Raw genomic sequence first — 26110 nt, forward strand, 5'->3', positions numbered from 1 at the left:
TGAACCGGCAAACGAAGGGCAGGCCCGTGGCACGCACCGTCGCCCACGTCATCGTCGACGCACTCGAGGAACTCGGCGTCCAGCACGTCTTCGGCGTCGTCGGAGACGCCCTGAACCCGCTGACCGACGCCATCCGCACATCCGCCGGCCTGAACTGGGTCGGCTGCCGGCACGAGGAGGCCGCGGCCTTCGCCGCCTCGGCGCAGTCCCAGCTCTCCGGGACCCTCGGGGTGTGCATGGGCACGGTGGGACCTGGATCCGTGCACCTGCTCAACGGCCTCTACGACGCCGCCAAGAGCCGCACGCCCGTCCTGGCCATCTGCGGCCAGGTCCCCCTCGCCGAGATCGGCAGCGACTACTTCCAGGAGGTCGACAACGACCTGCTCTTCCGCGACGTCGCCGTCCACCGGGCCACCGTCACCTCCCCGGACCAGATGCCGCGCCTGCTCGAATCGGCCGTACGCGCCGCCGTGACCCAGGGCGGAGTGGCCGTCCTGACCGTCCCCGGCGACCTGGGCGATCAGGAGCTGAGCGACGACAGGCCCACGCGGTTCGCCCTGGACCGCGCCGTCACCCGGCCCGACGACCCGGCCCTCGCCCGGGCCGCCGAGCTGCTGAACGCCGCGTCCCGGGTGACCCTCCTCGTCGGCCAGGGCGCCCGCGAGGCCCGTACCGAGGTCCTGCGGACCGCCGAACTGCTGGCGGCGCCCATGGTGCTCACACTGAAGGCGAAAGAGGGCTTCGAGGACGACAACGCCTTCCAGGTGGGCCAGACCGGCCTCATCGGCAACCCCGCCGCCGCCCACGCGCTCGACAGCGGGGACGTGCTCTTCATGCTGGGGACCGACTTCCCTTACCGGGAGTGGTACCCGAAGGACGTCAAGGTGATCCAGGTCGACTCCCGCGAGGACCACCTGGGACGCCGCACCCCCGTGGACGTGGGTCTGGCCGGCGACGTCGGCGCCACGCTGCGGGCCCTGCTGCCGCTGTTGAAGGCGGTCCCCGACCGTGCGCACCTCGACGACGCCCGGGAGCGTTTCCTCCAGTGGCAGGAGGGACAGCAGCGGCTGGCCGACCCCGCGCACGAGCATCGCTGGACCGGGAAGCTGCGGGCCGTCCTGGACAACCGCGAGCACGCCATCCGCCCGGAGGCGCTGGCCGCGGCGGTGGACGCCTACGCCGACGCCGACGCCGTCTTCACCTCCGACACCGGCATGGCCACCGTCTGGCTCTCCCGCTTCGTCACCATGCGCGGCGACCGCCGCCTGATCGGCTCGTACAACCTCGGCTCGATGGCCAACGCCATGCCCCAGGCCCTCGGTGCCCAGCTGTGGGCGCCAGACCGGCAGATCGTCGCGCTCTGCGGGGACGGCGGGCTGAGCATGCTGCTAGGCGACCTCATGACCATCAAGACGTACCGGCTGCCGGTGAAGCTCGTCGTCTTCGACAACCGCCGCCTGGGCATGGTCAAGCTGGAACAGGAGCAGGCGGGCCTGCCGGAATTCGGCACGGAACTCGACAATCCCGACTTCGCCGCGGTCGCCACGGCCCTCGGCCTGACGGGGATCCGGGTCACCGACCCGGCCGAGCTCCACGAGGGCGTGCGCCGGGCCTTCGAGACGCCGGGGCCGGTCCTGCTGGACGTCCTCACCAACCCGGAGGAAGTGGCCGTGCCCGGCAAACCGACCGTGGCGCAGGGTTGGGGTTTCGCCGTGGCCAAGGCCAAGGAGCTCCTGCCGGGCCGTGAAGGCTGACGGCCACAGCAGGACGCCGGCCGACCACGGAACGCCCGCGATCCGCGAGCAGCTGGCCCTCTACTACGGCCCCGTCGGCCCGTTCGGCGGCCCGTTCGCCTGACGCGCCATGCGGGACGGGCCCGACTCGACGAGTCCGGGCCGCTCCCCGTGCCCGGCGACCAGGAGTCCCGTGCCTGTCAGCAGGCTCGGACCCTGAGCGCCGCACCGTCTGAGTACGAACACCTAAGCCGGTCTGAGTACGCGAGCGGTTGGCCGCCGCGCATGGCGCCGGAAGGGTGGACGCATGCGCCGACTGCTGCTGCTCGCCCCGCTGTTGCTGTTCACCGTTGGCTGCGCAGTGGTGCCGTCCGCCGAAGGCGAGGCGACGGACGCCGCACGGGAGGTGGCCAGGAAGGCGGGCCAGCGGCTCTACGGGCAGCGTCCGCGCACGGCGGAGGAGGTCGGGCTCTCCGCTTCCCGCATCGACGGGGTGGAAGTGATGCGGGTGACGGGTACCTCGACACACGACGGGGACGGCGTCGACGTGGTCGTCCGCACGTCCGGCCCGGGGCGCAAGGGATGGCTCGCCCCTGAGGAAATCGTCGTGCGGCGCTGTTTCGCGTTGCGGGTCTCGCCCGAGTCGGAGTGGAGTGAGGATCCCCGTGACGTGGACTGCCCGGATGGTCCTCCGCTGACCTTCGTCCCGCCACCCGAACCGCCCCGGCTGCCGTACGAGGAGCTCCGCGCGGAACTTCCCCGGGTGCCGGAGGGCGGCCGGGTGGACGAGGCCGACGTACGCAGTGCGCTCGCCTCCCTGGACCTGGATCCGGCGATCCGTACCGAGGTGAAGGCGGACGGCGGCCGGGTCGGCGTTCTCCTGTCGGTGAAGGGCAACGGCTTCGATGCGCAGGATTGCCTTTTGGCCCGAGTGCGTCCCGGCGCGACCGATGTGTGGGTGCCGCCCCGGATCCACCGGATGCCCGGGGAAGGCGGCTGCACCGTCGGCAACGCCCTGGACCCGAAACCGTCACCGCACTGAACGGGGTGCCCGGCTCCGGCGGACAACCGCCCGCACCTTCCCCGCCGCGTCCGCCCGCCGGGTGCGTCACGGGCGGGTCGCCCGGATGATCCAGGCTGCCGAGGCGTACAGGACGCCGTCGTCGGTCTCGTGGGCGGTGAGGGTGGTTCTCAGGTCGTCGACAGCACGACGCCGGCCTTCGGCATCGAGGCCGTCGAGCATCCAGCCGTGCAGCCCGAGCACGAACCGCTCCGCGTCGGCCGCGTCCTGGCCGAACCACATCGCCTCGCCGTGCGGCTCCAGCAGGATCTCCGTGAAACCCGCGGCGCCGAGAACGGTCCGTACGCGTGCGGGATCGGCCAGCGAGAACGGCCCGGGCGCGTCGGGCGGGGGAGCGGGCAACGGCCGTCCGGCGGCCAGGGCCCGAGCGAAGGAGAGGAGCCACTCGTTGCCCGTCGGCGGTTGCCAGACCAGCTGCACGAGGCGTCCGCCCGGGCGCAGCGCCCCGCCGATGTTGCGGAACGCGGCGACCGGGTCGGCGAAGAACATGGTCCCCGTGCGGCTGACGGCCACGTCGAACGTTGCGGGGGAGAACGCATGGACCTGGGCGTCCGCCTGCATGAAGTCGGCGTGGTGCAGCCCCTCGTCCGCCGCTCGCTGCCGGGCGACCCGCAGCATCGCGGCCGACAGGTCCACGCCCAGTGCGAGGCCGTTGCTCGCCTGCCGCGCGACGTCGCGGGTGATCTCGCCGGTGCCGCAGCCGATGTCCATCACATGGTCGGCGGCGGATACGCCGGCCGCGGCGAGGAGGTGTGTGCGGTAGGGGCCCAGCGCGCACACGTCCGGGGCCCGCCGTTCAGTCGTCCCCCTCTCCGGCACGGGTGAGCGAGGCGACGAGGAGACCTGCGACTACTGCCCAGACCGCAGCGGTGGGGCCCGCTGTGGCCCACCCGAAGATGCCGAGCGCCGCGGCTGTTCCGGTTCCGATCGCCCATGCGCGCCGGTCGGTCAGGAAGGCCCACTGCCTTCGTCCGCTCCCGGGTACGCGGAGCTCCGCGACCGCGGTCCTGATCACCAAGGCGGCCACGACGATCGAGAGGGTGAGCAGGGTGACCGTCATGCCGCCTCCGGGTTTCGCTCGGTCGCCGTTCGCACCGGCGGGTACCGGCCGAGTGCGCGCTGGTGGATGCCGGGGATGCCGTAGGCGTCCGCATCCATGGTCTCTTCCTCGTGCGACGCCCGCAGAGGATGTTGCGCCGGCGCGGATCCCACCGGATGGCCTTCCGCCTGCCCGGCCGGGGGCCCCGAGGAGCCGGGCCGCCGGCGAGCATCCCCGTGTCAGCTCTTCGTACGCCTTCGGAGGCGCCCCCGGGAGTCGAGGCGGGACAGCCGTCGTTGCTCCCGCCCCGCCCACCGACGGACGCGCTCGGGGTCCAGCGCAGTGCCGTGGCCGACATGGAGGCGGCTGGGGCCGAGTTCGAGCATGGCGCGCAGACTCGTGAGGTTGCCCAGGGGGTCGTCATGGAAGGGCGGGTTCGCCGGCTTGCCGGGGATGAGGCCCATGAACGAGTTGGCCACGAGGTCACCGGCGACGAGGTCCCCGTCATCGGTGAGAACGGAGACGGAACCCGCGGTGTGGCCCGGGGTGGGCATGATCCGTCCCGCCAGCCCGAAGTCCGACAGATCGGTTTCGCCGCTGATCAGGATCCCGGGTTCGAACGGGTCCGCCGCGACGTGGAGCTTCCTGTTCCTGTTCATCAGGCGACCCATGGGCCCCGTCGGGAGGTACGGCATCAGAGGCCGGCCGGTACGGAAGGGTTCGAGGTCGGCGATGTGCCCGGCGACGGGTGCGCCCGTGAGGCGGTGCAGTTCCGCTGCGGAGCCGAAGTGGTCGATGTGGCCATGGGTGATGACGATCAGGGCGAGGTCGGCGGGGTCCACTCCGTGAGCGGCGATCCGGTCGTGAACGAGGCGTCCGCTGCCCGGCGTACCGGCGTCGACGAGGACGGGGCGTCGGCCCAGCAGCAGGTAGGCGTTGACCGCGTGCTTGCCGAGCACCGGAATCGGAATGATCTTCGTGCCGGACATGATGGCCTTTCGTGTACGGGCCGGGCGCGGGCATGCCCCGGCTTCCGCCGGCCGCGGACAGGGCCGGCGGGCAGTGAGGGTGGGCGGTAAGGGGCGCGCCGGCTTCAGCGGAAGCGGCGGCGGTATGCGGCGGGGGTTGTCCCCAGGTGCCGTTGGAAGCACCGGTGGAGGGTCTGCAGGGAGCCGAGGCCGCTGGCGGCGGCCACCTGCGGCAGACCGGCGTCGCTCTCCTCGAGGAGGCGCCGCGCGGCCTCCAGCCGGGCCGACTCCACGTAGGCGGCGGGCGTGGTGCCGGTGCGCTGCGCGAAGAGCCGTGAGAAGTGCCGCGTGCTGAGGCTGAGGCGCTGGGCGAGAGCCTCGGCGGAGAGGTCCGCGCCGGGGTGTTCGGTGATCCACTGACGGAGCTCGCCGATGCGGTCGTCAGTGGGCGCCGGGACGGAGAGGGGCACGCTGAACTGGCTCTGGCCGCCTGAGCGTTTGACGTACATGACCATCATGCGCGCGGTGGCGAGCGCGAGGGCCTGACCGTGGTCCTCGGCCACCATCGCCAGTGCCATGTCCATCCCCGAGGTGATCCCGGCACAGGTCCACACCGAACCGGACCGGATGAAGATCGGATCGGGGTCCACGTCGACCTCGGGATGCGCGGCGGCCAGTTGCGCCGCCGTGAGCCAGTGGGTGGTGGCGGTCCGGCCGTCCAGCAGGCCGGCCGCGGCCAGCAGATGGGCGCCGGCGCACACCGATCCGGTACGCCCCGCCCGCGGTGCCGCCGTACGGAGCCAGCCGGTGACCACCGGATCGACGACGGCCCGGACTCCACCCCCCTCGGGGTGGGCGACCGCCCCGGACACCAGGAGGGTGTCGACGCGGCCGGTCACCTCGTCCAGCCGCAGGTCGGAGTGGACCCGCAGGCCGCTGGAGGTGGCCACCGGACCGCCGTCCTCCGTGGCGACCTGGACGGAGTAGCCGGGGAACCCTCCCTGGGAGACCCGGGACGCGACCGAGAACACCTCGGCGGGACCTGTGATGTCCAGGAGCTCCACGCCGGGGAAGGCGACGATGACGACGCGGTGGGGTGCGGGCATGCACCGATCCTCGCGCCCCTGCCCTGGCGTCCGCAATGACGAGGTTGTCTCAGATCCGGCCATCGGGCCGTCCGGGCGCGGGGGCGCCACGAGCCGGCCTCAACTCCTGCCAGCCGATACCGGCCGCCCCCCGGACCACCTGCACCACTGCCCCGCCCTGCGGTGCGTGCTCGGTGAAGCGGTCGCGGTCGTCGAAGAGGGCGTCGTGGCACTCGGCCCAGTTCTGTGCGAAGGCGGCGGCAACGCCGTCCACGGCGGGGCCGCGCAGCCGGACGTGGGCGGTCGCGCCACTCGTTCTCGTTGCGGGCGTTGCCGCACCATTCCTCGGTCCATCAGATCGAGCAGGTCCTGCTCGACGAGCCGGCTGCCGAAGCCGTCCAGAGGCAGCCGCACCCGGACGCCCGCGCGGAGCCCGGTCCGCCAACGCCTGGGCGAACTGGCGTCCCTGACGGCGCGGGTGCCGTAGGAGGTGCCCGTTCGGGAGGTGTGACCGGAGGCCAACGTCATGGAGAGGATTTCGGCGGGTGCCCGGCAACCTTTCGGGCTCCGGTGGCAACTGAGGGGTGAACAGTGCACCTCACCCCAAGGAGCCACCGCCCATGTCCGCTTCCCCACACCGCCGCCCCACCGGACGTCGAAGGCTCGCCCTGGCCGGAGCGGCCACCCTGGTCGCCGCCGGTCTCGGCGCCGTGCCGCTCGTCGTGAAGGCCGACGCCGTGGCACCCGCCGACCTCGCCCACGGCGTGCTGCCCGCCCGGGACGGCTGGGCCGCGAGCGGCTCGGGCACCACCGGCGGCCGTGCCGCGGACGCAGCTCACGTCTTCACCGTCTCCACCCGCGCCGAACTGGTGAGAGCCCTGGCCGCGGGCCCGGCCGACGCCCCGCGGATCGTCCGGGTCAAGGGCCTGATCGACGCCGACACCGACGACAGCGGGAAGCCGCAGAGCTGCGCCGACCACGCCGCGGGCACCGGCTATTCGCTCGACTCCTACCTCAAGGCCTACGATCCCGCCGTCTGGGGCCGTGCCAAGGTGCCGTCCGGCGCCCAGGAGGACGCCCGCCGCGCGGCCCAGGCCAGGCAGGCCGCCCGCATGGTGTTCACCGTGCCGGCGCGGACCACGGTCATAGGCGTGCCCGGCACCGGAGCGGGCATCACCGGCGGCAGCCTCGTGGTGAAGAACGCCGACAACGTGATCATCCGCAACCTGTCGCTCACCGACGTCCGGGACTGCTTCCCGCAGTGGGACCCGACCGACGGCTCCACCGGCAACTGGAACTCCGCCTACGACGCCGTCAGCCTGCGCGGCGCCACCCATGTCTGGGTCGACCACAACAGCTTCTCCGACGCCCCGCACCCGGACTCCGCCAACCCGGTCCGCTTCGGCCGCGAGTACCAGGTCCATGACGGCGCCCTCGACATCACCAACGCCTCCGACCTGGTCACCGTCGGATACAACACGTTCAGCAACCACGACAAGACGATGCTGATCGGCAGCAGCGACAAGGACACCAAACTGCGGGTGACGCTCCACCACAACGTCTTCCGGGGCATCGTCCAGCGCGCCCCCCTCGCCCGCGTGGGCCAGATCCACCTGTACGACAACTACTACGACACCACGGCCTCGGAGGGCTACGCGCACAGCTACAGCGTCAACTCCCGTGCCGGCGCCCAGGTCGTCGCGCAGAACAACTACTGGAAGCTCTCCTCCGACCGGAAGACCTCCCAGCTGCTCAGCGGCGACGGCACCGGAGCCATCGCGGGCAGCGGCAACCTCGTCGGCGGCGCCCCCGTGGACCTGGTCGCCGCCCACAACTCGGCCAATCCCGGGAAGAAGATCAAGGCCACCGTCGGCTGGCGGCCCACCCTCACCGCCGGACTGGAACCCGCCGCCGGACTGCCGGCGAAGCTGACGGGGACGGCGGGGAAAGCGGGGAAAGCGGGGAAAGCGGGCGCCGGAGTCCTCACCGAGACCGGTGGCAAGGGTCCCGCCCCGTCCGCTCCCACCCCGTCCGGTCCGGCCGGCGGCCGTACGCTGACGGTCGCCGCCGACGGCTCCGCGGCCCACCGCTCCGTGCAGGCCGCCGTCGACGCCGCCACCGCGGGCGACACCGTCCTCGTCGCCCGCGGCACCTACCGGGAGATGGTGAACGTTCCCGCCTCCAAGCACGGACTGACCCTCAAGGGTGTCACCGGCAACGCCGAGGACGTCGTCATCACCTACGACAACGCCTCCGGCACGCCCAAGCCCGGAGGCGGTACGTACGGAACCGCGGGCAGTGCCACCGCGACCTTCTCGGCGAACGACATCACCGTCACAGGCGTGACGGTCGAGAACACGTGGGAGAGGTCGGCCCACCCGGACGTCAGGGACACGCAGGCCGTGGCGGTCAACGCGGCCGGCGACCGCCAGAGGTACCTCAACTCGCGCTTCATCGGCCACCAGGACACCGTTCTCAACTGGGCTCCCTCCGCCACCGGCCAGTACAGGCAGTACTTCCGTCACTGCTTCGTCGCGGGGGACGTCGACTTCGTCTTCGGCAACGCCACCGCCGTCTACGACCACGTCAACTTCACCCTGCGCGACCGGGGCGCCGCGGCCGGCGGACCGGGCGGATACCTCGCCGCGCCGAACACCGATGCGGCCAAGCCGTACGGCATCCTCATCACCGACAGCACGATCAGCAGCCCCGCCCGGCCCGGGACCTACTACCTCGGCCGCCCCTGGCACCCGGGCGCGAGCGCGGTCGGCCAGCTGGTCATCCGCAACACGAGCCTGCCCGCAGCCGTGAAGACCGAGGGGCCGTGGACCGACATGGGGGGCTTCTCCTGGAAGTCCGCCCGGTTCGCCGAGTACGCCAACACCGGCCCCGGCGCCGGAACCGGAGCGAACCGGCCCCAGCTCGGCCCGGACCGGGCCGCAGCCCACACCGCCCGCACCTACCTGGCCGGCACCGACGGCTGGAACCCGACGGACTGATGGGCGTCACCGTGCGGACCAGGCCCGGGCGAACCGAAGCGTCCGAACGAACGCTCGAACGGACTGCTACGCTCCGGCACCTGCCTGAGAACGCCGCCGTCGCACCGAGAGGCCGTACCGAGGCCATGACCCAAGATGAGGCGGCCGCGGAGTTCCACGCATTCTTCGAACGCCATCACGCCGAACTCTCCCGCCTGGCGTACCTGCTGACCGGGGAGGCGGACGCCGCCGACGACCTTGCCGCGGACGCGATGGTCGCGCTCTGGCACCGCTGGGACAGGGCTCGCCGTGCCGACTCCGCGGCTGCCTACGCCCGCGGAATCGTCGCCAACCTTGCCCGCAGCCGGATCCGGAGCACGGTACGCGAGCGGCGGCGCGTCCTGCTGTTCTGGTCGCACCGCCCGGAGCGGACCGACGGCCCGGACCTGGCCGCCGTCATGGACGTACGGGCCGCGCTGGACACCCTGCCGTTCCGCAAACGCGCCTGCGTGGTACTGCGGTACGCCTTCGACCTCTCGGAGAAGGACACCGCGGCGGCGCTCGGGATATCGGTGGGTACGGTGAAGAGCCAGACCTCGAAGGGGACGGCGGAACTGCAGCGGTTGCTCGGTACGCGGGCGGCCGGCGAGCTGGTGGGAAGGGGAAGCCGGTGACCGACGAACTGCGCGGCCTGCTGCGCGAGAGCACCGAAGCCCACCTGCCCGACCGGGCCCGCATGCTGGCCCGGGTCGAGCGCGGCATGGCACGTCCCGGCACCGCCCGCCGATCGCGGGACCGCGAGCGCATCCGCGCCCTGTCCTGGCCGAAGATCGTCCTCGCGACCCTGGCCACCGCGGGAACCCTGACGGCGAGCGCCCTCATGGTGGTGGCCGCCGTGCAATACCCGGACCCGCCTCGGAACCCGTCCGCCGCCGCCCCGTCAGCCGGCCCGTCAGCCGGCCCGTCCGCCGTCGGCCGCGCGGTGCCACCGACGGCCGCGGGCAGCCGGACCGAGGACGGTCCACTGTGGGCCGACGGCTCCGTCGACCCCCACAGCAACGCCTACTGGGCACAGAGCAACGTCACCCTCAAGGCGGGGACACCGCTCACCGCGCTCGTCGTCGAGCTGCGCATCGCCCTCACCGAGGGGGTGAAGGACACCGGTAGCTGGCGGACCCGCCCCGCCGCGGACTTCGACCTCTCCACCCGCCGGGAAGGTGGCTTCCTCGTCTACCGGTGGACCCTCAAACCCGGCAGGACCGTCCCGCCCGGCGAGCACGTCTTCGCCGGCCAGTACGACCACGCCACCGGCGGACGCGATGCGAAGGACGACAGGTACCGGATCGACGCCACTGCCGGTGCCGCGCAGAGCGGCGCCGCCGTATGGGGCGGGTTCGCGTAGGCCGCGTCCACGCCCCGCCGTTGCGGGCAGGTGGGGGTGCGGGCGGGCGCCGAGCAGCAGCGGACGATCACCGCTGAGCCTGCCCGCTCCACACCCGGCTGGTTTCGCCCGGCCTGCCCTGCGGAGGTACCGATGCGGATCCCGCCGCTTGGCCGGGTGCCGGCCGCCACACCCCTGTACGCCGTGCTGCGCGTCGCCACAGGCGAGGCAGGAGGGAGTAGAAGCGGTCGGGAAGGAACACGGCGTCCGCAACGATCATCGCGCCGGAGAAGAGAGGCAGTCCCAGGAGCACTGCGATGCCGATGTGCATGCCCAGCAGCACGGTCAGAACGGGGTACTTGAGCCTGCCGAAGAGCACGAACGGGAAGGCGACCTGCAAGAGCACCGTCACGTAGCCGGCGATCGCGATCACCATCGGGTACTCGTCCACGAGGTGGGAGAGCGCGGGCCAGGGCTGGAAGAGTTCGAGGTTCAGCGCGTAGTGGAGAGCGGTGCCGCCGCCCCAGGTCGGGCCCTGGACCTTGTACAGGCCGGCCGATCCGTAGAGGAAGCAGACCTGTGCCGCGATGACGAGGATGCCGCAGTTGTGCACCACCGTCGTCAAGGTGGTGCGGGCATCGTGGAACTGCTGTGCGGAGAAGCTCCTCACCGGCTCCGGCGCGTCCCCCGTACGGGCTGCCTTGAGCCGGTTCCTGCGTGCGTCCAGGGACCAGCGCCGACCGCACGCGGTGAGGACGAGGTAGAGGGCCATCAGCAGGATCAGATTGTCGCCCCCGTCCGTCATGAAGATCGATCTGGCATGGAACGAGCTCACTACGACGGCGAAGAGGACGGACACGGCGCGGGTCCGCCAGCCCAGCATGAACAGCGCGGACGTGACGAGGGCCATCACGTAGCAGAGTTCGAAGTAGGCGCGGCTGTCGGACAGGATCAGGATGCTGTTCCAGCCCGTCTGGTCGAAGAGCTGCTGTGCCAGCGCCGGTGTCCAGGGGGAGCCGGGGCCCCAGATCTCGTCACGGTGCGGGAACTCGCGCAGCAGGAAGACCAGGTAGAGCAGCCCGTAGCCGATGCGCAGAACCGACGCGGCGTACAGGGAGACGGGCCGGTCGGTGAGAAGCGCCCACAGCGCGCCGATCCGGTCGAGGAGCCACCGGTGGGCCGTGCCGGCGACCGAAGTCTCCTGGGCCGCAGGCCGGTGCGGCGTGGCTGCCGTGGAAGGGGGCTGGGGAATCTGTTCATTTCCCATGGGAGGTCACCTTCCACCAGGGCAGGAGCCGGTCCTCGGTGGGTGCCGGCGGGCGGTTCCCGGCCGCTGTGCCGGGCGCAGCGACGGGCAGTGTGACGACCCGGAGCTGAATGAAGTCGAAAGTGCCGCCGTCGTTGTGGGCGCCGACGCGGTCCGCGGCGATGTTGCGCAGGTACGTCTGCAGCATCACGGCGCGTTCCGAGCGTGCCGTGTCGCTTCCTCCATGTGTCTCGACATAAGAGGTCCAGGCGCGGCGCAGAAGGTTCTGGGACGTATGGCTCGGAAATACATTGTGGTCGACTGCGGAATGGTCCACGGCAGCCAGGTCGAACCAGGGGGTCACCTGCACCGATCCTTTGGAGTCGGTGTGTGCGGTTCTCGCCAGGATTTTCCGGTTGCAGGAGTCGGGGTCCGGGGCGAAGAGCCGCCAGTTCTGTTCGAAGAGCGGGTATACCCACCCGTTGACCTGCGAGCCGTAGCGCTTCGATACAGGGTTGGCGGGGGCCACATGAAGGAACACCAGGACGACATGGACCAGTGTCGTCACCAGGCAGAGGGCTACGGCGGTGCGCAGCCCTGCTTTCATTGCGCGCACTCTTATGGGCGGCTTGCCCGGCGTGGCGGCTTCGTCATGATGTTGTTGGGGGACCGGACCGGAATCGGACTGATGAAGTTCCTTCACGCCCGTACATTCAATTCCGCTCGACACCGCGGCCCACCCGGTCTTTCTCGTGTCTGCTGTTCGCCTGAGGTCTCTGCGACTCTCACCTACGGCGCGCGGCGGATTCGATGAGGATCCCGCCGCGCGCCGTCATCCGATGAACGGGCTTCGTGCAGCCTGCTGCCTAGCCCTCGTGGCCTTGGTGCCCCTCGTGCCCCTCGTGACTCTCGTGGCCCGCAGGCTTGTCGCCGTAGCCGTAGTGGTCGCCGGGCTTCCCGCCGTGGTCGTGGCCGTGGCCGTGGTCCGGCTTACCGGGTCCCTCGTCGTGCCCGTTGCCCGGCCCGCCGTGCTCCGGCCCGTGGTGCTCCAGGCCGCCGTGGTCCGGTCCGCCCGGTCCGCCGTGTTCCGGTCCGCCGGGCTGACCGCCGTGCCCGCCGGTGACGTTCCCGCCGGTCGTGTTGCCGCCGGTCGTGTTCCCGGCCGTGTTGCCCGCGGTGTTTCCGGAGGTGTTGCCGGCGATGTTCCCCGAGGTGCCGCCGGATACGAGTTCGACGATCGGTCCGCCCAGGAGGCCGCCACTGATCAGACCCACGGTCGTACCGGTCGTCGATCCGGGGGTCGGCGTTCCGGCGGTCGTGCCGGTGGTCGTGCCGGTGGTCGTGCCGGTCGTCGTGCCGGTGGTGGTCCCGGTCGTCGTTCCGGTGGTCGTTCCGGTGGTCGTGCCGCCGGTGGAGCACCCGCCCAGGAAGATCCTGTTGCTGTCCATCGTCACCTCGCCGTTACGCGCCAGCGCCCGGCCCTCGATGTTCGTTCCCGTTCGCAGGAAGATCGAGGTCAGCGCCATGATGGTGCCCACGAAGGTGGTGTTGGTGTTGAGCTCCGCCGAACTCCCGATCTGCCAGAACACGTTGCACGGCGAAGCGCCGTTCGTGAGGAGGATGCGACTGGAGGTCGCCGTCGTCAGGGCTGCAGGAATCTGGAACACCCAGACCGCGTTGGGGTTCCCCCCGGCATTCAGGACCAGGTCGCCGGTGAGTCCGACACTGCCGGCGGGGTCTCTCGTGTAGACGCCCGGAATCAGCTCTGTGGGGCCGGACGTTCCCGAGCCGATGGCCGCCGGAAGGTCGAAGTCCTCGGCCTGGCCGGCCGCGTTGTTGTACGCGATGATCAGATCGCTCTTGGCCTGGAGGGCCTGGGCATCCGCAGGGTGCACGGCACCGAGCACGAGGCCGGGCGGGAACCCGGTGATGGCCGGGTTCGGGTGCGTCCCGAGGTCGTGGTCGATCACCGTGGGACCGGTGTTGGTGACTCCCTGACCTGCCAGAACAGAATAGCTGGCGGTGGTACCCAGCGGCACGGCTGTCGCGATGGCCAGGGCCTGCGTCGGCAAGCCGGCAACCATGACACCGGCAACCGTTGCGGCGACGGCCGAGGCCAGCCAGCCGGAAAAGGGGCGGCGCTGAGCCGCACGGATTTTCAGCTTCATCGAGGGGGCCACTTCCTATGGGGGCCGTGGCATACCGGGCTCCTACCGATCGCCCGGGAAGCCTTTTCGTTGTCGCCGCATATTACGCAGCAACAATCACCTGTCAAAAACAGGCAAGGGGAAGGGGGGGAATTACAAACATATTCAGCACCGTGAAGCGCGATGAAAATATCAGAACTCGCCGCGTCTATCATGTGATAGTTCCCCTGCCGCATGGGTCCGAATTAACTCACACGAGGCGGAGTCGCTCATATGGAAATGCATTCAAACCCGCCACGCGTGAGAGGTGCCGCCAGGAGGGTGATTTCACGAGCTTGCCGGAGGGTGGGCGCGCCGATCGATCTTCCGTCATTCCAAATGGCTCTGATCGGGAGCGTTTACGCTCCCTTTCTTGCGCGGGCCCGAACACCGGCCTTGTCGAATCGGTGAGCGATGTCGGTTTCCGTCGGATCGAGTGCGAGTTCATCCGCAGGTGACTTCCGACGGCTTTTCATCCCCGGCACACCCGGTGGTCCAGCTCGCGCACCGCCCGACGCGGCATCCAAGCCCTCACCCCATACGTCGAGAGGGAGAAGAGGACCATCGTCCCCGCCGCCCCGCCGCTGCCCGGCAGAGGCCGGTACCCGAATCCCCGGAGGGCTCTCAGCGGAGCGTGCGGTGGTGCCGGCCGGAACGCCGGATGTGCAGGACCAGGTACACCAGGGCGCCGATGAACACCACGATGCCGATGATCAGCAGATAGAACAGCCCTTCGGCGACGGCGCCGATGAGGCCCAGCACGATCGCGACGATGACGAGAATCAGGAAGAGCGTCATGACGCAGGGCACCTCCTCGAAGAGCCGGTCAGCGGCGGGCGAGCTGCCGCTCGCCGTTCACGCCGGGCTGATAGGGCAGGCCGTAGTGCGCGAAGACCGCAGCCTCGTCCTCGGCAGGCAGGACGTCGTCCGTCCCGATCGCCGGGCACTTCTTCACCAGCGACCTGTCGTGATCGACCTTGACGTAGCCGGGCCCTACGACCGCGCCGGCCAGCGGGACGAAGACCAGGTGGCGGCGGGTGGGCAGCCCGACCAGGACGGTGGCCATGGCCGGCTCGTCGGTGCTGGTGTCCACGTAGACCGCCTCCAGCACTCCGATCTTGTGGCCTGCGGCATCGACAACATCGTGGGTACGCCACTCCCGGATATCCGCGATCCCGATCATCCCGAGCGCCCCTTTCCCGCAACGATGCGCCGGCAGACGTTGTACTTGTCAGCCTGCCCTGCAAAGCCCGCCCGCACCAGCCCGGACACCCCGCAACGTCATACGGCGAGGACGACCGCGTGAGCCGCACGGCCGCCGGACCCCTGGCGACGTCCCCACGCACGGTATTTGGCAGATAAGCACTCGATTCCGGCGGATGGGTGGAGGGCCGTGGTATTCGGGTGAATTCTGCTCGGGCTGTGCACGCGGCTGCGCTCGCGCCGCGTGACACTCGACAGCGGGGCCCGTTGATCATCATTCCGCGGCGCATGCGTTCACCCGGGCCCGGCCGCGGCAAGTTCTGTGGCTGGTAGTCAGTCCCGAGCCGGAGGTAGACCGCCCGTGGATGTGAGCGGAAACCCGACCGTCAGACGACGCCGGCTGGGCGCGGAGCTGCGCCGGCTCCGTCTGGCGCGTGGCCTGACCAGTACGCAGGTGGCCGAGCACCTGTTGATCTCCCAGCCCAAGGTCAGCCACTTGGAGACCGGCCGGCGCGGGATCAGCCCGCGCGATGTGCGGGACCTGTGCGGCCTCTACGGGGTCACAGACCAGCAAGTCGTCGACGCCTTGATGGAGATGGCCAGGGAGTCGAACCGGCAGGGCTGGTGGGTCGCCTGCGGGGAAGTCCCGTACGCCGTCTACATCGGCCTGGAGACGGCAGCCGCGTCCGTCCGCTCCTACGAACCCCTGGTGATCCCCGGCCTGCTGCAGACACCCGGCTACGTGGCGGCAGTCACCGCGGAAACGATCCCTCTGGCCACGGAGGAACAGATCGCCGTGCGCCTTGAGGTGCGGCTGCGCCGTCAGTCGCGCGCCCACCACCCGGCCCGGCCCTTCCTCTTAAGGGTCGTGCTGGACGAATCGGCACTGCGCCGTGTGGTCGGCAGCCCCGAGATCATGCGCGAACAACTCGAGTACCTGAACCTCCTCGGCGAGCAGCCGCACATCACCGTGCAGGTCCTCCCGCACAGCGCGGGAGCCCATCCCGGAATCTCTGGACAGTTCTCCATCCTCGACTTCCCGGACACCGCCACGGGGACGGTGTATCTGGAGCGGTTCACCAGCGACCTCTACCTGGAGAAACGATCCGACGTGCGGCACTACAGCGCCATGTTCGACCACCTTCAGACTCAGGCCCTGAACCCGGAGGACACCCGCCGCTTCATCACCCGCGCCGCCGAGGCGCTGCCGCCCGCCGCAGCGCTGCCCGCCCGGCCGTGATCGCCGCACCGGCCGCAGACTCAGAACCCCACACACGAGACGGTTCCGGTGCTCCGGAGAATCGAGACCCCTGTGACTCAGCGAGCCCGCACCCCCGTCCGGGGGTGCGGGCTCGCTCGGATTCGGGCCGCCGGGATCAGGCGGGGCGGCCGCCGAAGGGGGCGCCGGCACCGTAGTAGGTGCCCAGCTCTTCCCGGTAGCCGGCGTCGCCGAGGTGCTTGTCCCGGTGGAACTCGGGGGCGGCCTTGATCTGTTCCCTGGTGCCGGCGACGAAGACCTTCCTGTCCTCGGGGTCGATCCTGACGACCGTGCTCGCCGGCAGCAGGACCTCCTTGCCGAAGATCCATACGCCGGTGTCCACGACCAGGTAGGCGTCACCGACCTCGTCGGAGTGCTTGTCGACCTTGCCGATGTTCCCGTCGGTCGCCTCGACCTTGTAGCCGGTCAGGTCCGTACCGGCCAGGTGGCCCGCGGTCGGCTGGTAACTCCACACATGTTCAGTCACGCGAAAACAACTCCTCCGGTCAATGGGGGACGGCGGGGAAATGCTTCTCCGCCGATCCTCCTTGTTCCGTACGTCGAGCTCGGCGGATGTACTGCGTGCCGCCTGGACTTCGCCTGCCCTGCTTTCACCGCTTCACGCACCCGGATCGAATGCGGGACCGGGACGGTCACCGCCATGCAGTGCCTGGGCTGCGCGGTCGTCGACCGGCTACCAGCGATACCGGCGGCCGCCACCGCCGTCGGGCGGGAGCCCGGGGGCAGGGGGCGGCCCCGCCCCCTGGGCGCAGCTGCCGCCCCGGGGCTCATGGGCGCAGGGCCGGAGCCGGTCGTGCGCGCACGGCCGGTGTCACTCACGTTGCCGGGTACCCCCCGACCGTCCGGCGATGGGCCACGTGCCCGCCCAGGGCGCCGGTGACCGCGACGGCGGCCAGCCCGCCGAGGGACCACAGCCGGCCCTTCGCCGGGCGGCCGCGCAGCCGCGACGTCAGGGACACGGCGTAGCAGGCCACCGCGGCCGCGTTCGAGGCCGCGTGGGCCAGGCCGACCCGGGCCTGTTCGGGAGGCAGGTCCGCCCAGTCGACCCAGCCGGCCACCGCTGCCGGGGCGATCCCGGCCAGTCCGACGGCGGTGAGGGTCTTGCTCGCACGCTGCGTCCCGGGTACGACGTCCAGCACGGCGGACGAGAGCCAGCATCCGATGGGTACCTGCACCAGTACGGGATGCAGAGGGTGCCCGAGCGGCCTGCCGCGCAGCAGATCACGCATCCCGCCCAGGGGTAGCGCGCGGATGCCCCGCTGGAGCACCCTGATCGCCGGATCGGCCACCGTGGTCCGTTCGAGCCGGTCCAGCGCGGTCAGCCACCGGGTCGAGGCAGTGCCGGGTACTGCGGTCCGCCCGGTCACGGCCGAGGCGTCGTGGGTGTGTGAGTTCATACTCGACCCCTACCCGGTGTCACGCCGGGATCTCGGCCCGGTCCCCACTGGCACCCGAACGACCAGCCTCCCGCCGGGGCGGTCGCGCGGGCGTGTCCATGTCCTCGGATCCCGGCTGTCCGGACGGCTGGAGAGGTCATGCGCTGGGGACGGCCAAGGGATCGGACGGGGCGGTCTTCTTCGCCGCTTCCATCTGTTCGCCGAGTTCGGTGAGGCGGTTGCGGCCCATCGCCTTGCGGACCTCGGGGAACCACTCCTTCTCCTCTTCCTCGACGTGGTGGCGGACGTTTTCCATGAGGACCGTCATCTTGGCGTCGAACCGCTCGTCGCTCGCGTCGAGACCCTTGAGTTCGGAGAGCATCCACAGCACGACGTGGTGCTCCTCGATGCTTTCGAGGACGTGGTCCTTGGTGTCGGGGTCGGCCTCGCGGGCAGCGGGGTAGAAGATCTTCTCCTCGATCCAGGTGTGCGTGGTGAGTTCCTCGATCACCTGGTCGGCGATCTTCCGCTTCGTGGCGTGCGCGTTGTCGCCGGCCTTCTCGAACTGCTTGAACAGCTTCTCGACCGTCTTGTGGTCTTCCTTGAGCAGTACGATCCCGTCCACCAGGTCTCCTTCGATCGTCCATCGGGGGCGCGGCCGACCGCCCTGACCCCGTGTACCCGGTGGGGTGGTGGTGACACTGTTCGCCGGGCGGGATGCCCCGTACAGGCGACCTTCCCTACGCCGAACGCTGACGCCTCTCCAGGCTGCCGGGGGACCCTCGGGAGACCCCGGCCCCGGCACGGGGCAGAGGGCGGCGGGGAACCGGTCCCAGGCCCGGTGCTCGCCCAGCGCCGTCGCGGGGGCGGCCACGACCGCGCTGCCGCTGTCGGCGACGGCGATGCCCGGTTCGCCTGCCGTGATGCCGACGGTTTCGAGGAGCCGCTCCGCGCCGTTCCAGCCGCCGATGGCGTTGCCGTGCCGGTACGCCTCGGTGAGGAGCAGCAGGACGCGCTTCGGGGGTCTGGGCAGTGCCGGCCTCGGCGTCGCGGGCCCCGTACGCGTCCGCGTCGGCCTGGGGCACTCCGGCCAGTAGGGCGACGCCGGTCTCATCCCGCCTGCAGCATCCACCGGAGGCATGACCGCCAGCGGTCCGTGGCCGCGCATGAAATCAGGGTTCCGGCGCATGGAATGCGTGGTGTACGAGGAGCGGTCGGGCCGGTCGGAGACCGTCGAGTGCGGCCTGGCCGACGAGGCCTGCCGACGGGTGCTGAAGCGGTTGCGCGGGCTGGGCGACGGCGAGTTCGGCTGGGTACGACTGGTCGACCCGGCCGAGGGCGAGCTCGGGCAGCCGGCCGAGCAACTGGGCCTGCACCGCCTGGCGATCGAGGACGCGGTCCAGGCGCGCCGGCGGCCGAAGAGGGAGCAGCGAGGCCGCAGAGACGGTGCGCGCCGCGTTCAACCGGCTGGACCGCCGCCGCATGGAGCGGTGATCGCACAACCGCGCCGCCTGCGCAGAAGCAACTGCTCGTGGCGTGGGTGCTCGTTCGTTTACCGGGTAGGCGCGCCATGACAACGGCGTACGCATCGTAAGAGGGGTCCCCGAGGCCGGGGCACCCCTTCCCGGAGCAGACCATCGACAGCGTCAAGGCCGATCCGGCCGAGATCAAGGAGAAAGCGTTCCGATGACGAACGAACCCCGAACCGATATCGGCACACCCACCCCCGACGAGCTGCGCGAGCAGGTCGAGCGCACCCGCGACGGACTCGGGCAGACCATCGAGGCGCCGGCGGACAAGGCCGGCATCACAGCGCAGGCGAAAGAGAAGACGGCCGCCATGAAGGAACAGGCCGCCGAAAAGGCCGGCGTGGTCGCCGACCGGATCCGTACGAAGACCCAGCATGCGGCGCAGCTGGTCAAGGACACGACGCCCGAGCCGGTTCTGGACAAGGCGGGCCGGGCCGCGAGCGTGGCACGCGCCAACCGCAAGCCGCTGCTCGTGGCCGGCGCGGCTCTGGTCGTCCTCCTGCTGGTGCGGCGCGGCCGCCGAAGCCGATGAAAGCGTCCGAGGTCGCTTACAGGCCGGTGGGTCTGGCCCTGGGAGCTGTCAGCGGCATGATCGCGGGGGCGGCGTTCAAACAGGTCTGGAAGATCGTCGAAGGAGAAGGCGACGCTCCCAGCGCCACCGACGAATACCGCTCCTGGAAGCAGATCCTGATCGCCGCCGCCATCCAGGGCGCGATCTTCGCCGTAGTCAAGGCCGCTGTCGACCGCTCGGGCGCCGTGGCCACACGACGAGTGACGGGCACCTGGCCGGGCTGACCCCCGCGCCGACCTGCACGTCCACACCACCGGGCAGGGCCGTGCGGCGCCTCGGTGACGGGGAGGCGCAGCTTCCGATGAGGGGCGCGCCCGCTCCGACGACCGCCGCCCGTTCCCTGCCGGGAATTCCGGGAGGGATTCCGGGAGAGAGCCGGTCAGGGAGATTTCCCGTATGCCCGCCGATTGTGGGTAGGCGCGAGCCATGATGCCTACCGGAATTTCGGTCGGCGTTCTGGTACGGCAGCCGACGCAGCGCGCGGCGCCGGGCCCCTGTCCGGCCGGCCGAGCAGAATCCCGTGGCGCGGCGGGGGCGCGAGGATTCGTGGCAGACGCCGGGCGGCAACGCCGGCGACCAGGGGCCCCGCGTGTGAGCCGGCCCGGTGCGCCCGGGACGCGAAGCACCGAGTGACCGCCCGTGGAAATAACGGGAAAGGCCGATATCCGTCTGAACCTCTGAAGATCGACGAGAATTCGGATGGGCCGCTCAGTTCGGGGCAGCCGCAGGATGTCGGTCAAATTCCGCGGTCCGCTCCGCGGGCCGCATTCGAATCCGGGAGGTACGCGGTGCCCGCCACGGCTCTGTCCTTGCCCCCGCTCCCGGTCGCCCTGATGGCCCTTCCGGGCGTCTACCCGCCGCAGGCGGACACCCTTCTCCTCGCGGAGGCGCTCGCCCAGGAGGAACTCGGGCCGAGAACCGACGCGCTGGAGATCGGAACGGGCACCGGTGCACTGGCACTGCACGCAGCGGGCAGGGGAGCCCGGGTCACGGCGGTCGACGTCTCCTGGCCCGCCGTGCTGACGGCGCGGCTGAACTCCTTGCGCCGACGGCTGCCGCTGCGCGTCCTGCACGGTGACTTCGCGGCGCGCACCGCGGGGTGTCGCTTCGACCTGGTGGTCACCAATCCGCCGTACGTCCCGGCCCCGGGGGTCCGGCTGCCGTCGCGCGGGCCGGAGCGGGCCTGGGACGCCGGTCCCGACGGGCGCGGCGTCATCGACCGGATCTGCGCCGGCGCCCCGGCCCTGCTGCGTTCCGGGGGTGTCCTGCTCATGGTGCACTCGGCGATGTGCGGGGCCGAGGAGACCCTCGACCGCCTGACCGGGGTGGGGCTGGCCGCGGAGGTCACTGCGAGTGCCTCGGTGCCGTGGGGCCCCGTACTGCGTTCACGACGGGCCTGGCTGGAGCAGCGGGGTCTGGCGGCAGCAACCGACGAGTGGGAAGAGCTGGTGATCATCCGTGCCCAGTCCCTCTGACAGCTCCCCGGCTCCCGTCCGGGCCCCCGTACGGACACCGGCTCGCAGGGTATCGGTGGAACCGCAGGGCCCGGTCCTGATCGAGGGGCCGGTCGAGATCGTCCTGGACGACGGGACGGTCGCCCGGTCCGACCGCTTCATGGTCGCGGTGTGCACCTGCCGTCGCAGCCGTACCCACCCCTGGTGCGACACCAGCCACCGCTGTCGTGCGCGGGGCGGCCCGCCTCCTGAGGACAGGAATCCGCGATGACCCCTCCGAGCCTGAGCCTGAGTTTGAGCACAGCGCCGCCGGCCGCCGTCCCTCGTCTGGTCGAAGGGCGGGGCGGGCTGTCCCGTGCCGTGACGCAGGCCTTGCGATCCGGCGGCCCGCCGGTGTACGCCACGGCGGCCGTGCTGAAGGCGGACCCCTGGGGTGAGGACCTCCAGCTCGCCCTCTACCTGCTGTACGAGCTGCACTACCGCGGCTTCTCCGGTGTGGACGACGAGCGCGAATGGGACCCGGAGCTGCTGCGGCTGCGCCGGTCGATGGAGACCCGCGTCCTGCACGCCCTGCGCACCGAGCTGTCCGACGCGCCCCGAACGGTCGAGGAAGCCTTCGCCCCGCTCCTCGTCGAGCCCGTGGACCTCTCCGGCAGTCTCAGCCACCACCTGGAAACCGGGGGCGAGCTCTGGCAGTTGCGCGAGTACGCGGCCCTTCGCTCCCTGTACCACCTCAAAGAGGCGGACCCGCACGCCTGGGTCATCCCGCGGCTCACCGGACGGGCCAAGGCCGCCATGGTGGCCATCGAGTACGACGAGTTCGGCGCCGGCCGCGCCGACCGCATCCACGCCCGGCTCTTCGCGGACCTCATGGCCGACCTGGGACTGGATTCCGCCTACGGCAGTTACGTGGACCGCGCGCCGGCGCCGCTGCTTGCGACCGTGAACCTGATGTCCCTCTTCGGGCTCCACCGCGCCTTGCGCGGCGCACTCGTCGGCCACTTTGCCTGCGTCGAGGTCACCTCGTCGCCAGGGTCCAGGCGCCTGGCCAAGGCCATGCGGCGCTGCGGAGCGGGACCTTCGGCCGAACACTTCTATGCGGAGCACGTCGAAGCCGACGCCGTCCACGAACAGGTGGTGCGCCACGAGGTGATCGGAGGTCTGCTGGCCGACGAGCCGGACCTGGAGGCGGACATCGCGTTCGGGTGCGCGGCGACCGTCCTGCTGGAGGACCGCCTCGCGGCCCACCTCCGCAAGGCCTGGGACCAGGGGCGCAGCGCTCTGCGTTCGCCCTTGCCGGGGCCGTGAGGGCGGGCTCTCCACCATGGGGGCGGCGCGTCGGTCGCGCTGCTTGATCAGATCGTAGCGCTCGCTGGATCCAGGGAGCGGCCGGTTCACGCCGTCAGGGAACGCGCAGCGCCAGTACGACGACGTCGTCTCCGGGAGCGGGGTCCGCCGGCCTGTCGCTGATCCGGTGGAGCAGTTCGGGCAGCGGACGGTCACCGTGGCGCGCGAGCAGGACGACGAGCTGTGCGAGGGACGCATCGATGTCGTGGCCGCGGCGTTCGATGAGTCCGTCGGTGTAGAACAACAGCGTCGAGCCAGGGGGAAGGCTGCGCCGGGCCTCGGTGCGGTGGAACGGCCCGAGGTCCCTGTGGAGGAGGACGTCGTGCTCCTCCAGAAGGGTTACCCGGCCGTCGGGGGTGCGGAGCAGGGGCGGCGGGTGGCCGGCGTTCGACCAGGTCAGCATCCAGTCGGGGCCGCCGTCGGCGAGGTCGAGGCGTGCATGGACCAGCGTGCCCCCGGCCTCGATGGGCAGGACCGAACAAGCGGCATCGAGGGCGGTCAGCGCCGTGGCCGGGCTGTACGGCGGGTGGTCGAGGGTGGCCTGCCGCAGCATGCTGCGGATCTGGCCCATGATCGTGGCTGCGTGCATGTCGTGGCCAGTGATGTCACCCACCGTCACCATGAGGGCTCCGGGCTCGCCGCCGGGTGAGGCGGGCGGCAGGTGGTAGGCGTCGTACCAGTCCCCACCGATCATGTCGCCGACCGCAGCCGGCTCGTACAGGGCGCTGATCTCGACGGGGTCCGCAACGGGAAGATCGGTGAGCATGGCTTCCTGGAGCTGCCGGGCCACGGAGATGCGTTCGTCGAGGTGCAGGGCGCGCTCCACCGCCTGCGCGATGTAACCGGAAGCGGCCGTGAGCATGGCCCGCTCCGTGACGCCCACCTCGTGCCGCTTGGCCCAGCAGACGGCGAGTACACCCAGCAGGGCGCGGCTGCCCCAGAGCGGCAGGCACAGCACGGTGGTGAAGCCCATGCGGTCGAAGTAGCCGACCGCCTCGGGGCTGTAGCCGGCGACGAGCGCCTCACGGTCGGGTACGAAAACCGGCCGCCGTTCCCGCATGGCCCGGGTGCTCGGGAACGCCGCGCTCACGGGCAGCGTGAGAACCTCCCGTTCCACCGAGTGCTCGATGTCCGGGTCGGCAATCCGGTGCAGCTCATCCTGTTCGGAGACCAGCAGGCCGACGTAGGTGGGCTTGCCGGCACCGACGAAAAGGTCCCGCAGCCGGCGCCGCACGTCTTCCAGCCCGGACGTCTGGGCCAGTTCCTCCGATGCCCTCAGCAGCAGCTCGGCATGGTCCATGCCGGCCTGGGCCTCCTGTTCCAGGCGCTCCGCGTGGCTCCGGGCCCGCTCGGCGGCGGCCCGAGCGGTCTCCAGTACCTTCTGTGCGGACCGCCGCTGGGCCGACAGGATGCGCAGGCGCAGCTCGGCGGAGCAGGCCGCGGCCAGATCCTTCAGGTCGGCCAGCTCGCCGTCACTCCACGTCCGCGACTCGTGGTCGATGGCGCACAAGGAGCCCAGGACCAGCCCGTCGGTGTCGGTCAGCGGCATCCCTGCGTACGCGATGAGCCCGAGATCCCCGATGGCCGGGTCGGTACGGAGCCGGTCGTCGGCGCGGGCATCGGGCACGACCAGGGGCTGCCCGGAGGCCATCACGTACCGGCAGGGCGCATGCGACAGCGGGAGCGCGCGTCTCCCCGCCCAGGGCTCCGGCAGACCGAACAGTCCGGGCAGGATCTGCCGATCCTCCTCGACCAGCGAAACGAAGGCCACCGGCACGCGGAGCAGTCGTGAGACCAGGCGAGCGAACCGGTCCATCCCGGTATCGGAGGCTGCCGAAAGGCCGGCCAGCCTCACGGCCCGCCGCTGTGCGCTGCCCGGGTCCGCTCCGGATTCCTGGCCCTGTTTCGGCATCTGTCCTCCGGCCGCGCTGTTCCCGAAGCCCTCATAGGCATGGTAGGCCAGCGGAGGGCCGCTTCGCCGGTCTACGGCGGCAAGGGCGCGTGCGTCGAAGGCGCGGCTCCCGGCAGCGACTGCGGCCGGGCGGCGGGGCAGGCCCGAGGTGCTGCGGGAGAGCCGGCTCCGGCTCCCACCCGTCGGACGTCCGCGTGCGGTGAATGCCGCGACCGCGCTCCTGGGTGAACAGGTCCAGGCGGAGTCTTTCGGCGCGCAGGTCCAGGCGTGCACCCGCCGACGGCGGATCTGGCGGAGCCGACGTCCGAACTGGCCCTGCCGCCCACGGTCATGGGCGACGTAGCAGCCGGCGAGGGATGCCCGATCCCACCAGGGAGTCCGCCGACCGTGACCCCGGGAGAGCGATGCGCGCGGATGGCCGCCCGGTGGCCCTCCCCGGCTGCCGCACCCCGTCGGGGTGAACGGGCGCGGTCAAGTCCTCGCGTCGGCCGACCACATGCGCCCCTGGCTACGGACGCCTCAGGCCCCCGCCGCCAACTCGCCCTTCTCCCCGACGAAGTCGGCTACGAGCGCCTCGCAGACCACCTGGTGATCCCGGTTCCGCTTCCCCTGCCGTACTCCTGCTCGGTCTTCGCCCGATGCGCATGACCCTGGCCCTCAGCCGCCGGCACTCCGCCGGATTCCAAGGCCGTGCCCCGGTCCGAGGAGTGAGCTGAGCCCTCCGGAGCCGATGCGACCACTTCGGCGAACGGTGCGACGATGGCAAGACAGCGGCAGAGGCGCTTGTACCCGTGCGCCCATCCCGAGACGGACAGCAGGCCAGGCCGACGGCGAAGCAGCCGAAGCCGTCCCAGCCCGCCCACGGCAAGGGTCTAAGTCGTCCCGAGGGCCCGGCCGGCGCCTGGGCGGCGAAAGGGTTGGTGTGCGGGGCCGGCGGAACCGGGTACCGTCTTTGTCATGTTCTTCCAGAGGCCGATTTACGAGTGAGGGCGTGATGGGCCACTGCTGACGTCCTTCGACGTCGCCGCCCGTCCCCCACCGATGAATCCGTAGATCACTTCACATCATTACCGGGAGAACCCGTGACCGTGAGCAAGAACATCAACAACCCCGTGGGCCAGGGTGGCGGCCAGCGCAAGAGGCTGTCCCGCGCCGAACGGCAGAACAACGGTCCGCACCGCAACCTCGACCGCCGGGGCGCGGCCGACCAGAAGGCGGAGCTGGTGCGGAAGATGCGCGAGAAGGCAGGCGCAGCCGAGGGCGTAGGACAGGCGGGCGACGACACCGCACAGAGCTGACGCACCGCCGCCGCAAGGCGGCACCGCACGGGGCAGGGCCGGACCGCGACGCGCGGTCCGGCCCTGCGGCTCGATCCGCGCGACACGGCAATGCATTGATCAGCCGGGCCTCCCGCTGCCGGTCCTCGATCAGCTCGACCGGTCAGACCTCGGTGGCCGGCGTCGGTCCACCAGCGTTCGACGCGCCACCACGTCTTCCGGCAACCGCTCCTGCCGCACGCCCGCCCCTGGGCCACCAGCACCGGGAAACCGCAGCGGCAAGCCCCGAAGCGGCAGCATGAGCGGCCGCCGGGGGCCTGGACGAACTCCGCGGACGGCTCGTCCGGACCCGCGACCAGGATCCCGAATCGCGGGGTTACTTGGCGCCGAGGCCGGCGTCGGAGACCTCGGGCTTGCCGGCGGCCTTGAGGACCTTGTTCAGGAGCGTGAGGTCGTAGATGCCGG

Annotated in this window: 25 protein-coding genes and 4 pseudogenes; 14 read left to right on the forward strand and 15 right to left on the reverse strand. The window is 71.1% G+C overall.

Annotation, left to right across the window (positions count from 1 at the left end; all coding sequences use genetic code 11):
• The first annotated feature begins 26 nt into the window (after positions 1 to 26).
• Both ACZ4YL_RS33590 and ACZ4YL_RS33595 read left to right on the forward strand, forming a co-directional pair.
• Positions 27 to 1754 (forward strand): thiamine pyrophosphate-dependent enzyme, encoded by a 1728-nt coding sequence (locus tag ACZ4YL_RS33590; RefSeq protein WP_468121585.1) that lies wholly within the window; start codon positions 27 to 29, stop codon positions 1752 to 1754.
• A 286-nt stretch (positions 1755 to 2040) separates the two neighbouring features.
• Positions 2041 to 2775 carry a translation initiation factor IF-2 gene (locus ACZ4YL_RS33595; RefSeq protein ID WP_468121586.1) on the forward strand — a complete coding sequence of 245 codons (735 nt, stop codon included), beginning with the start codon at positions 2041 to 2043 and terminating at the stop codon, positions 2773 to 2775.
• Between the two features lie 66 nt (positions 2776 to 2841).
• On the opposite strand, the gene ACZ4YL_RS33600 is transcribed toward ACZ4YL_RS33595, so the two are convergent.
• From ACZ4YL_RS33600 to ACZ4YL_RS33620, 5 genes and pseudogenes are all read right to left on the reverse strand, one after another.
• The gene (locus ACZ4YL_RS33600; RefSeq protein ID WP_468121587.1) at positions 2842 to 3594 is read right to left on the reverse strand and encodes a class I SAM-dependent methyltransferase; all 753 of its coding nucleotides are present in this window, start codon (positions 3592 to 3594) and stop codon (positions 2842 to 2844) included.
• A 16-nt stretch (positions 3595 to 3610) separates the two neighbouring features.
• Positions 3611 to 3874, reverse strand: a complete 264-nt coding sequence (locus tag ACZ4YL_RS33605) for a hypothetical protein (protein WP_468121588.1) — start codon at positions 3872 to 3874, stop codon at positions 3611 to 3613.
• 218 nt (positions 3875 to 4092) lie between these two features.
• A complete protein-coding gene (locus tag ACZ4YL_RS33610) occupies positions 4093 to 4842 on the reverse strand; it encodes an MBL fold metallo-hydrolase (RefSeq protein WP_468121589.1) in 750 nt (249 codons plus the stop codon).
• Positions 4843 to 4946: 104 nt separating this feature from the next.
• Complete coding sequence (locus ACZ4YL_RS33615; protein ID WP_468121590.1) at positions 4947 to 5927, reverse strand: GlxA family transcriptional regulator; 981 nt, start codon at positions 5925 to 5927, stop codon at positions 4947 to 4949.
• A gap of 97 nt (positions 5928 to 6024) precedes the next feature.
• Positions 6025 to 6369, reverse strand: a pseudogene (locus tag ACZ4YL_RS33620) (phospholipase D-like domain-containing protein); the annotation flags it as partial.
• 157 nt (positions 6370 to 6526) lie between these two features.
• Between ACZ4YL_RS33620 and ACZ4YL_RS33625 the strand changes: the two are divergent.
• The 4 genes and pseudogenes from ACZ4YL_RS33625 to ACZ4YL_RS33640 form a co-directional block, all read left to right on the forward strand.
• A pseudogene (locus ACZ4YL_RS33625) lies at positions 6527 to 7852 on the forward strand (pectate lyase family protein); the annotation flags it as partial.
• A 120-nt stretch (positions 7853 to 7972) separates the two neighbouring features.
• Positions 7973 to 8905, forward strand: a pseudogene (locus tag ACZ4YL_RS33630) (pectinesterase family protein); the annotation flags it as partial.
• Between the two features lie 125 nt (positions 8906 to 9030).
• Positions 9031 to 9558, forward strand: coding sequence for a SigE family RNA polymerase sigma factor (locus ACZ4YL_RS33635; protein WP_468121591.1), 528 nt, complete (start codon positions 9031 to 9033; stop codon positions 9556 to 9558).
• Positions 9555 to 10286 (forward strand): hypothetical protein, encoded by a 732-nt coding sequence (locus ACZ4YL_RS33640; RefSeq protein WP_468121592.1) that lies wholly within the window; start codon positions 9555 to 9557, stop codon positions 10284 to 10286. Before ACZ4YL_RS33635 ends, ACZ4YL_RS33640 begins: the two co-directional genes overlap by 4 nt.
• 67 nt (positions 10287 to 10353) lie before the next feature.
• Here ACZ4YL_RS33640 and ACZ4YL_RS33645 read toward each other — a convergent pair whose 3' ends face one another.
• The 5 genes from ACZ4YL_RS33645 to ACZ4YL_RS33665 form a co-directional block, all read right to left on the reverse strand.
• On the reverse strand, positions 10354 to 11532 hold the full coding sequence (locus ACZ4YL_RS33645; protein ID WP_468121593.1) for an HTTM domain-containing protein: 1179 nt from the start codon (positions 11530 to 11532) through the stop codon (positions 10354 to 10356).
• A complete protein-coding gene (locus ACZ4YL_RS33650; protein WP_468121594.1) occupies positions 11522 to 12214 on the reverse strand; it encodes a DUF5819 family protein in 693 nt (230 codons plus the stop codon). Before ACZ4YL_RS33650 ends, ACZ4YL_RS33645 begins: the two co-directional genes overlap by 11 nt.
• Positions 12215 to 12377: 163 nt before the next feature.
• Positions 12378 to 13679 carry an ice-binding family protein gene (locus ACZ4YL_RS33655; protein WP_468121595.1) on the reverse strand — a complete coding sequence of 434 codons (1302 nt, stop codon included), beginning with the start codon at positions 13677 to 13679 and terminating at the stop codon, positions 12378 to 12380.
• A 642-nt stretch (positions 13680 to 14321) separates the two neighbouring features.
• Positions 14322 to 14495, reverse strand: a complete 174-nt coding sequence (locus tag ACZ4YL_RS33660) for a hypothetical protein (protein ID WP_314250792.1) — start codon at positions 14493 to 14495, stop codon at positions 14322 to 14324.
• 28 nt (positions 14496 to 14523) lie between these two features.
• Complete coding sequence (locus ACZ4YL_RS33665) at positions 14524 to 14880, reverse strand: PRC-barrel domain-containing protein (protein ID WP_468121596.1); 357 nt, start codon at positions 14878 to 14880, stop codon at positions 14524 to 14526.
• Between the two features lie 381 nt (positions 14881 to 15261).
• Here ACZ4YL_RS33665 and ACZ4YL_RS33670 point away from each other — a divergent pair, with 381 nt between their 5' ends.
• Positions 15262 to 16140 carry a helix-turn-helix domain-containing protein gene (locus ACZ4YL_RS33670; protein WP_468121597.1) on the forward strand — a complete coding sequence of 293 codons (879 nt, stop codon included), beginning with the start codon at positions 15262 to 15264 and terminating at the stop codon, positions 16138 to 16140.
• A 136-nt stretch (positions 16141 to 16276) separates the two neighbouring features.
• Here the strand turns inward: ACZ4YL_RS33670 and ACZ4YL_RS33675 are convergent, their stop codons facing one another.
• The 4 genes and pseudogenes from ACZ4YL_RS33675 to ACZ4YL_RS33690 form a co-directional block, all read right to left on the reverse strand.
• Complete coding sequence (locus tag ACZ4YL_RS33675) at positions 16277 to 16645, reverse strand: PRC-barrel domain-containing protein (protein WP_468121598.1); 369 nt, start codon at positions 16643 to 16645, stop codon at positions 16277 to 16279.
• Between the two features lie 349 nt (positions 16646 to 16994).
• Positions 16995 to 17576, reverse strand: a complete 582-nt coding sequence (locus ACZ4YL_RS33680; RefSeq protein ID WP_468121599.1) for a DUF2231 domain-containing protein — start codon at positions 17574 to 17576, stop codon at positions 16995 to 16997.
• A 136-nt stretch (positions 17577 to 17712) separates the two neighbouring features.
• Complete coding sequence (locus ACZ4YL_RS33685) at positions 17713 to 18180, reverse strand: hemerythrin domain-containing protein (RefSeq protein ID WP_389795446.1); 468 nt, start codon at positions 18178 to 18180, stop codon at positions 17713 to 17715.
• A gap of 255 nt (positions 18181 to 18435) precedes the next feature.
• Positions 18436 to 18744: pseudogene (locus ACZ4YL_RS33690) on the reverse strand (hypothetical protein); the annotation flags it as partial.
• On the opposite strand from ACZ4YL_RS33690, the gene ACZ4YL_RS33695 reads away from it, so the two are divergent.
• The 6 genes from ACZ4YL_RS33695 to ACZ4YL_RS33720 all read left to right on the forward strand — a co-directional run bounded on the left by ACZ4YL_RS33695 (position 18695) and on the right by ACZ4YL_RS33720 (position 22417).
• Positions 18695 to 19129 carry a hypothetical protein gene (locus ACZ4YL_RS33695; RefSeq protein ID WP_468121610.1) on the forward strand — a complete coding sequence of 145 codons (435 nt, stop codon included), beginning with the start codon at positions 18695 to 18697 and terminating at the stop codon, positions 19127 to 19129. The pseudogene ACZ4YL_RS33690 and the gene ACZ4YL_RS33695 sit on opposite strands and share 50 nt — an antisense overlap.
• 112 nt (positions 19130 to 19241) lie before the next feature.
• A complete protein-coding gene (locus ACZ4YL_RS33700; protein WP_468121600.1) occupies positions 19242 to 19616 on the forward strand; it encodes a DUF3618 domain-containing protein in 375 nt (124 codons plus the stop codon).
• Positions 19613 to 19879 (forward strand): DUF4235 domain-containing protein, encoded by a 267-nt coding sequence (locus ACZ4YL_RS33705; RefSeq protein WP_468121601.1) that lies wholly within the window; start codon positions 19613 to 19615, stop codon positions 19877 to 19879. The genes ACZ4YL_RS33700 and ACZ4YL_RS33705 overlap by 4 nt, the downstream gene beginning before the upstream one ends.
• A 609-nt stretch (positions 19880 to 20488) precedes the next feature.
• Positions 20489 to 21130 carry a HemK2/MTQ2 family protein methyltransferase gene (locus ACZ4YL_RS33710; RefSeq protein WP_468121609.1) on the forward strand — a complete coding sequence of 214 codons (642 nt, stop codon included), beginning with the start codon at positions 20489 to 20491 and terminating at the stop codon, positions 21128 to 21130.
• Positions 21114 to 21380 carry a CDGSH iron-sulfur domain-containing protein gene (locus ACZ4YL_RS33715; protein WP_468121602.1) on the forward strand — a complete coding sequence of 89 codons (267 nt, stop codon included), beginning with the start codon at positions 21114 to 21116 and terminating at the stop codon, positions 21378 to 21380. Before ACZ4YL_RS33710 ends, ACZ4YL_RS33715 begins: the two co-directional genes overlap by 17 nt.
• Positions 21377 to 22417 (forward strand): iron-containing redox enzyme family protein, encoded by a 1041-nt coding sequence (locus ACZ4YL_RS33720; RefSeq protein ID WP_468121603.1) that lies wholly within the window; start codon positions 21377 to 21379, stop codon positions 22415 to 22417. Before ACZ4YL_RS33715 ends, ACZ4YL_RS33720 begins: the two co-directional genes overlap by 4 nt.
• Positions 22418 to 22511: 94 nt before the next feature.
• Here the strand turns inward: ACZ4YL_RS33720 and ACZ4YL_RS33725 are convergent, their stop codons facing one another.
• Entirely contained in the window at positions 22512 to 24272 is a 1761-nt protein-coding gene (locus ACZ4YL_RS33725; protein ID WP_468121604.1) for a GAF domain-containing SpoIIE family protein phosphatase, read from the reverse strand.
• A 1178-nt stretch (positions 24273 to 25450) separates the two neighbouring features.
• On the opposite strand from ACZ4YL_RS33725, the gene ACZ4YL_RS33730 reads away from it, so the two are divergent.
• Positions 25451 to 25666 (forward strand): DUF6243 family protein, encoded by a 216-nt coding sequence (locus tag ACZ4YL_RS33730; protein WP_468121605.1) that lies wholly within the window; start codon positions 25451 to 25453, stop codon positions 25664 to 25666.
• Positions 25667 to 26110 lie beyond the last annotated feature (444 nt).

The sequence above is a fragment of the Streptomyces sp. NPDC030021 genome (assembly GCF_055574035.1).

What these genes read in the sequence shown, in the direction of transcription:
- ACZ4YL_RS33595 (WP_468121586.1), top strand. Translation starts at nt 2,041, where the DNA reads ATGCGCCGACTGCTGCTGCTCGCCCCGCTGTTGCTGTTCACCGTTGGC.
- ACZ4YL_RS33605 (WP_468121588.1), bottom strand. Translation starts at nt 3,874, where the DNA reads ATGACGGTCACCCTGCTCACCCTCTCGATCGTCGTGGCCGCCTTGGTG.
- ACZ4YL_RS33610 (WP_468121589.1), bottom strand. Translation starts at nt 4,842, where the DNA reads ATGTCCGGCACGAAGATCATTCCGATTCCGGTGCTCGGCAAGCACGCG.
- ACZ4YL_RS33615 (WP_468121590.1), bottom strand. Translation starts at nt 5,927, where the DNA reads ATGCCCGCACCCCACCGCGTCGTCATCGTCGCCTTCCCCGGCGTGGAG.
- ACZ4YL_RS33635 (WP_468121591.1), top strand. Translation starts at nt 9,031, where the DNA reads ATGACCCAAGATGAGGCGGCCGCGGAGTTCCACGCATTCTTCGAACGC.
- ACZ4YL_RS33645 (WP_468121593.1), bottom strand. Translation starts at nt 11,532, where the DNA reads ATGGGAAATGAACAGATTCCCCAGCCCCCTTCCACGGCAGCCACGCCG.
- ACZ4YL_RS33655 (WP_468121595.1), bottom strand. Translation starts at nt 13,679, where the DNA reads ATGAAGCTGAAAATCCGTGCGGCTCAGCGCCGCCCCTTTTCCGGCTGG.
- ACZ4YL_RS33660 (WP_314250792.1), bottom strand. Translation starts at nt 14,495, where the DNA reads ATGACGCTCTTCCTGATTCTCGTCATCGTCGCGATCGTGCTGGGCCTC.
- ACZ4YL_RS33665 (WP_468121596.1), bottom strand. Translation starts at nt 14,880, where the DNA reads ATGATCGGGATCGCGGATATCCGGGAGTGGCGTACCCACGATGTTGTC.
- ACZ4YL_RS33680 (WP_468121599.1), bottom strand. Translation starts at nt 17,576, where the DNA reads ATGAACTCACACACCCACGACGCCTCGGCCGTGACCGGGCGGACCGCA.
- ACZ4YL_RS33695 (WP_468121610.1), top strand. Translation starts at nt 18,695, where the DNA reads ATGACCGCCAGCGGTCCGTGGCCGCGCATGAAATCAGGGTTCCGGCGC.
- ACZ4YL_RS33700 (WP_468121600.1), top strand. Translation starts at nt 19,242, where the DNA reads ATGACGAACGAACCCCGAACCGATATCGGCACACCCACCCCCGACGAG.
- ACZ4YL_RS33705 (WP_468121601.1), top strand. Translation starts at nt 19,613, where the DNA reads ATGAAAGCGTCCGAGGTCGCTTACAGGCCGGTGGGTCTGGCCCTGGGA.
- ACZ4YL_RS33710 (WP_468121609.1), top strand. Translation starts at nt 20,489, where the DNA reads ATGGCCCTTCCGGGCGTCTACCCGCCGCAGGCGGACACCCTTCTCCTC.
- ACZ4YL_RS33720 (WP_468121603.1), top strand. Translation starts at nt 21,377, where the DNA reads ATGACCCCTCCGAGCCTGAGCCTGAGTTTGAGCACAGCGCCGCCGGCC.
- ACZ4YL_RS33725 (WP_468121604.1), bottom strand. Translation starts at nt 24,272, where the DNA reads ATGGACCGGTTCGCTCGCCTGGTCTCACGACTGCTCCGCGTGCCGGTG.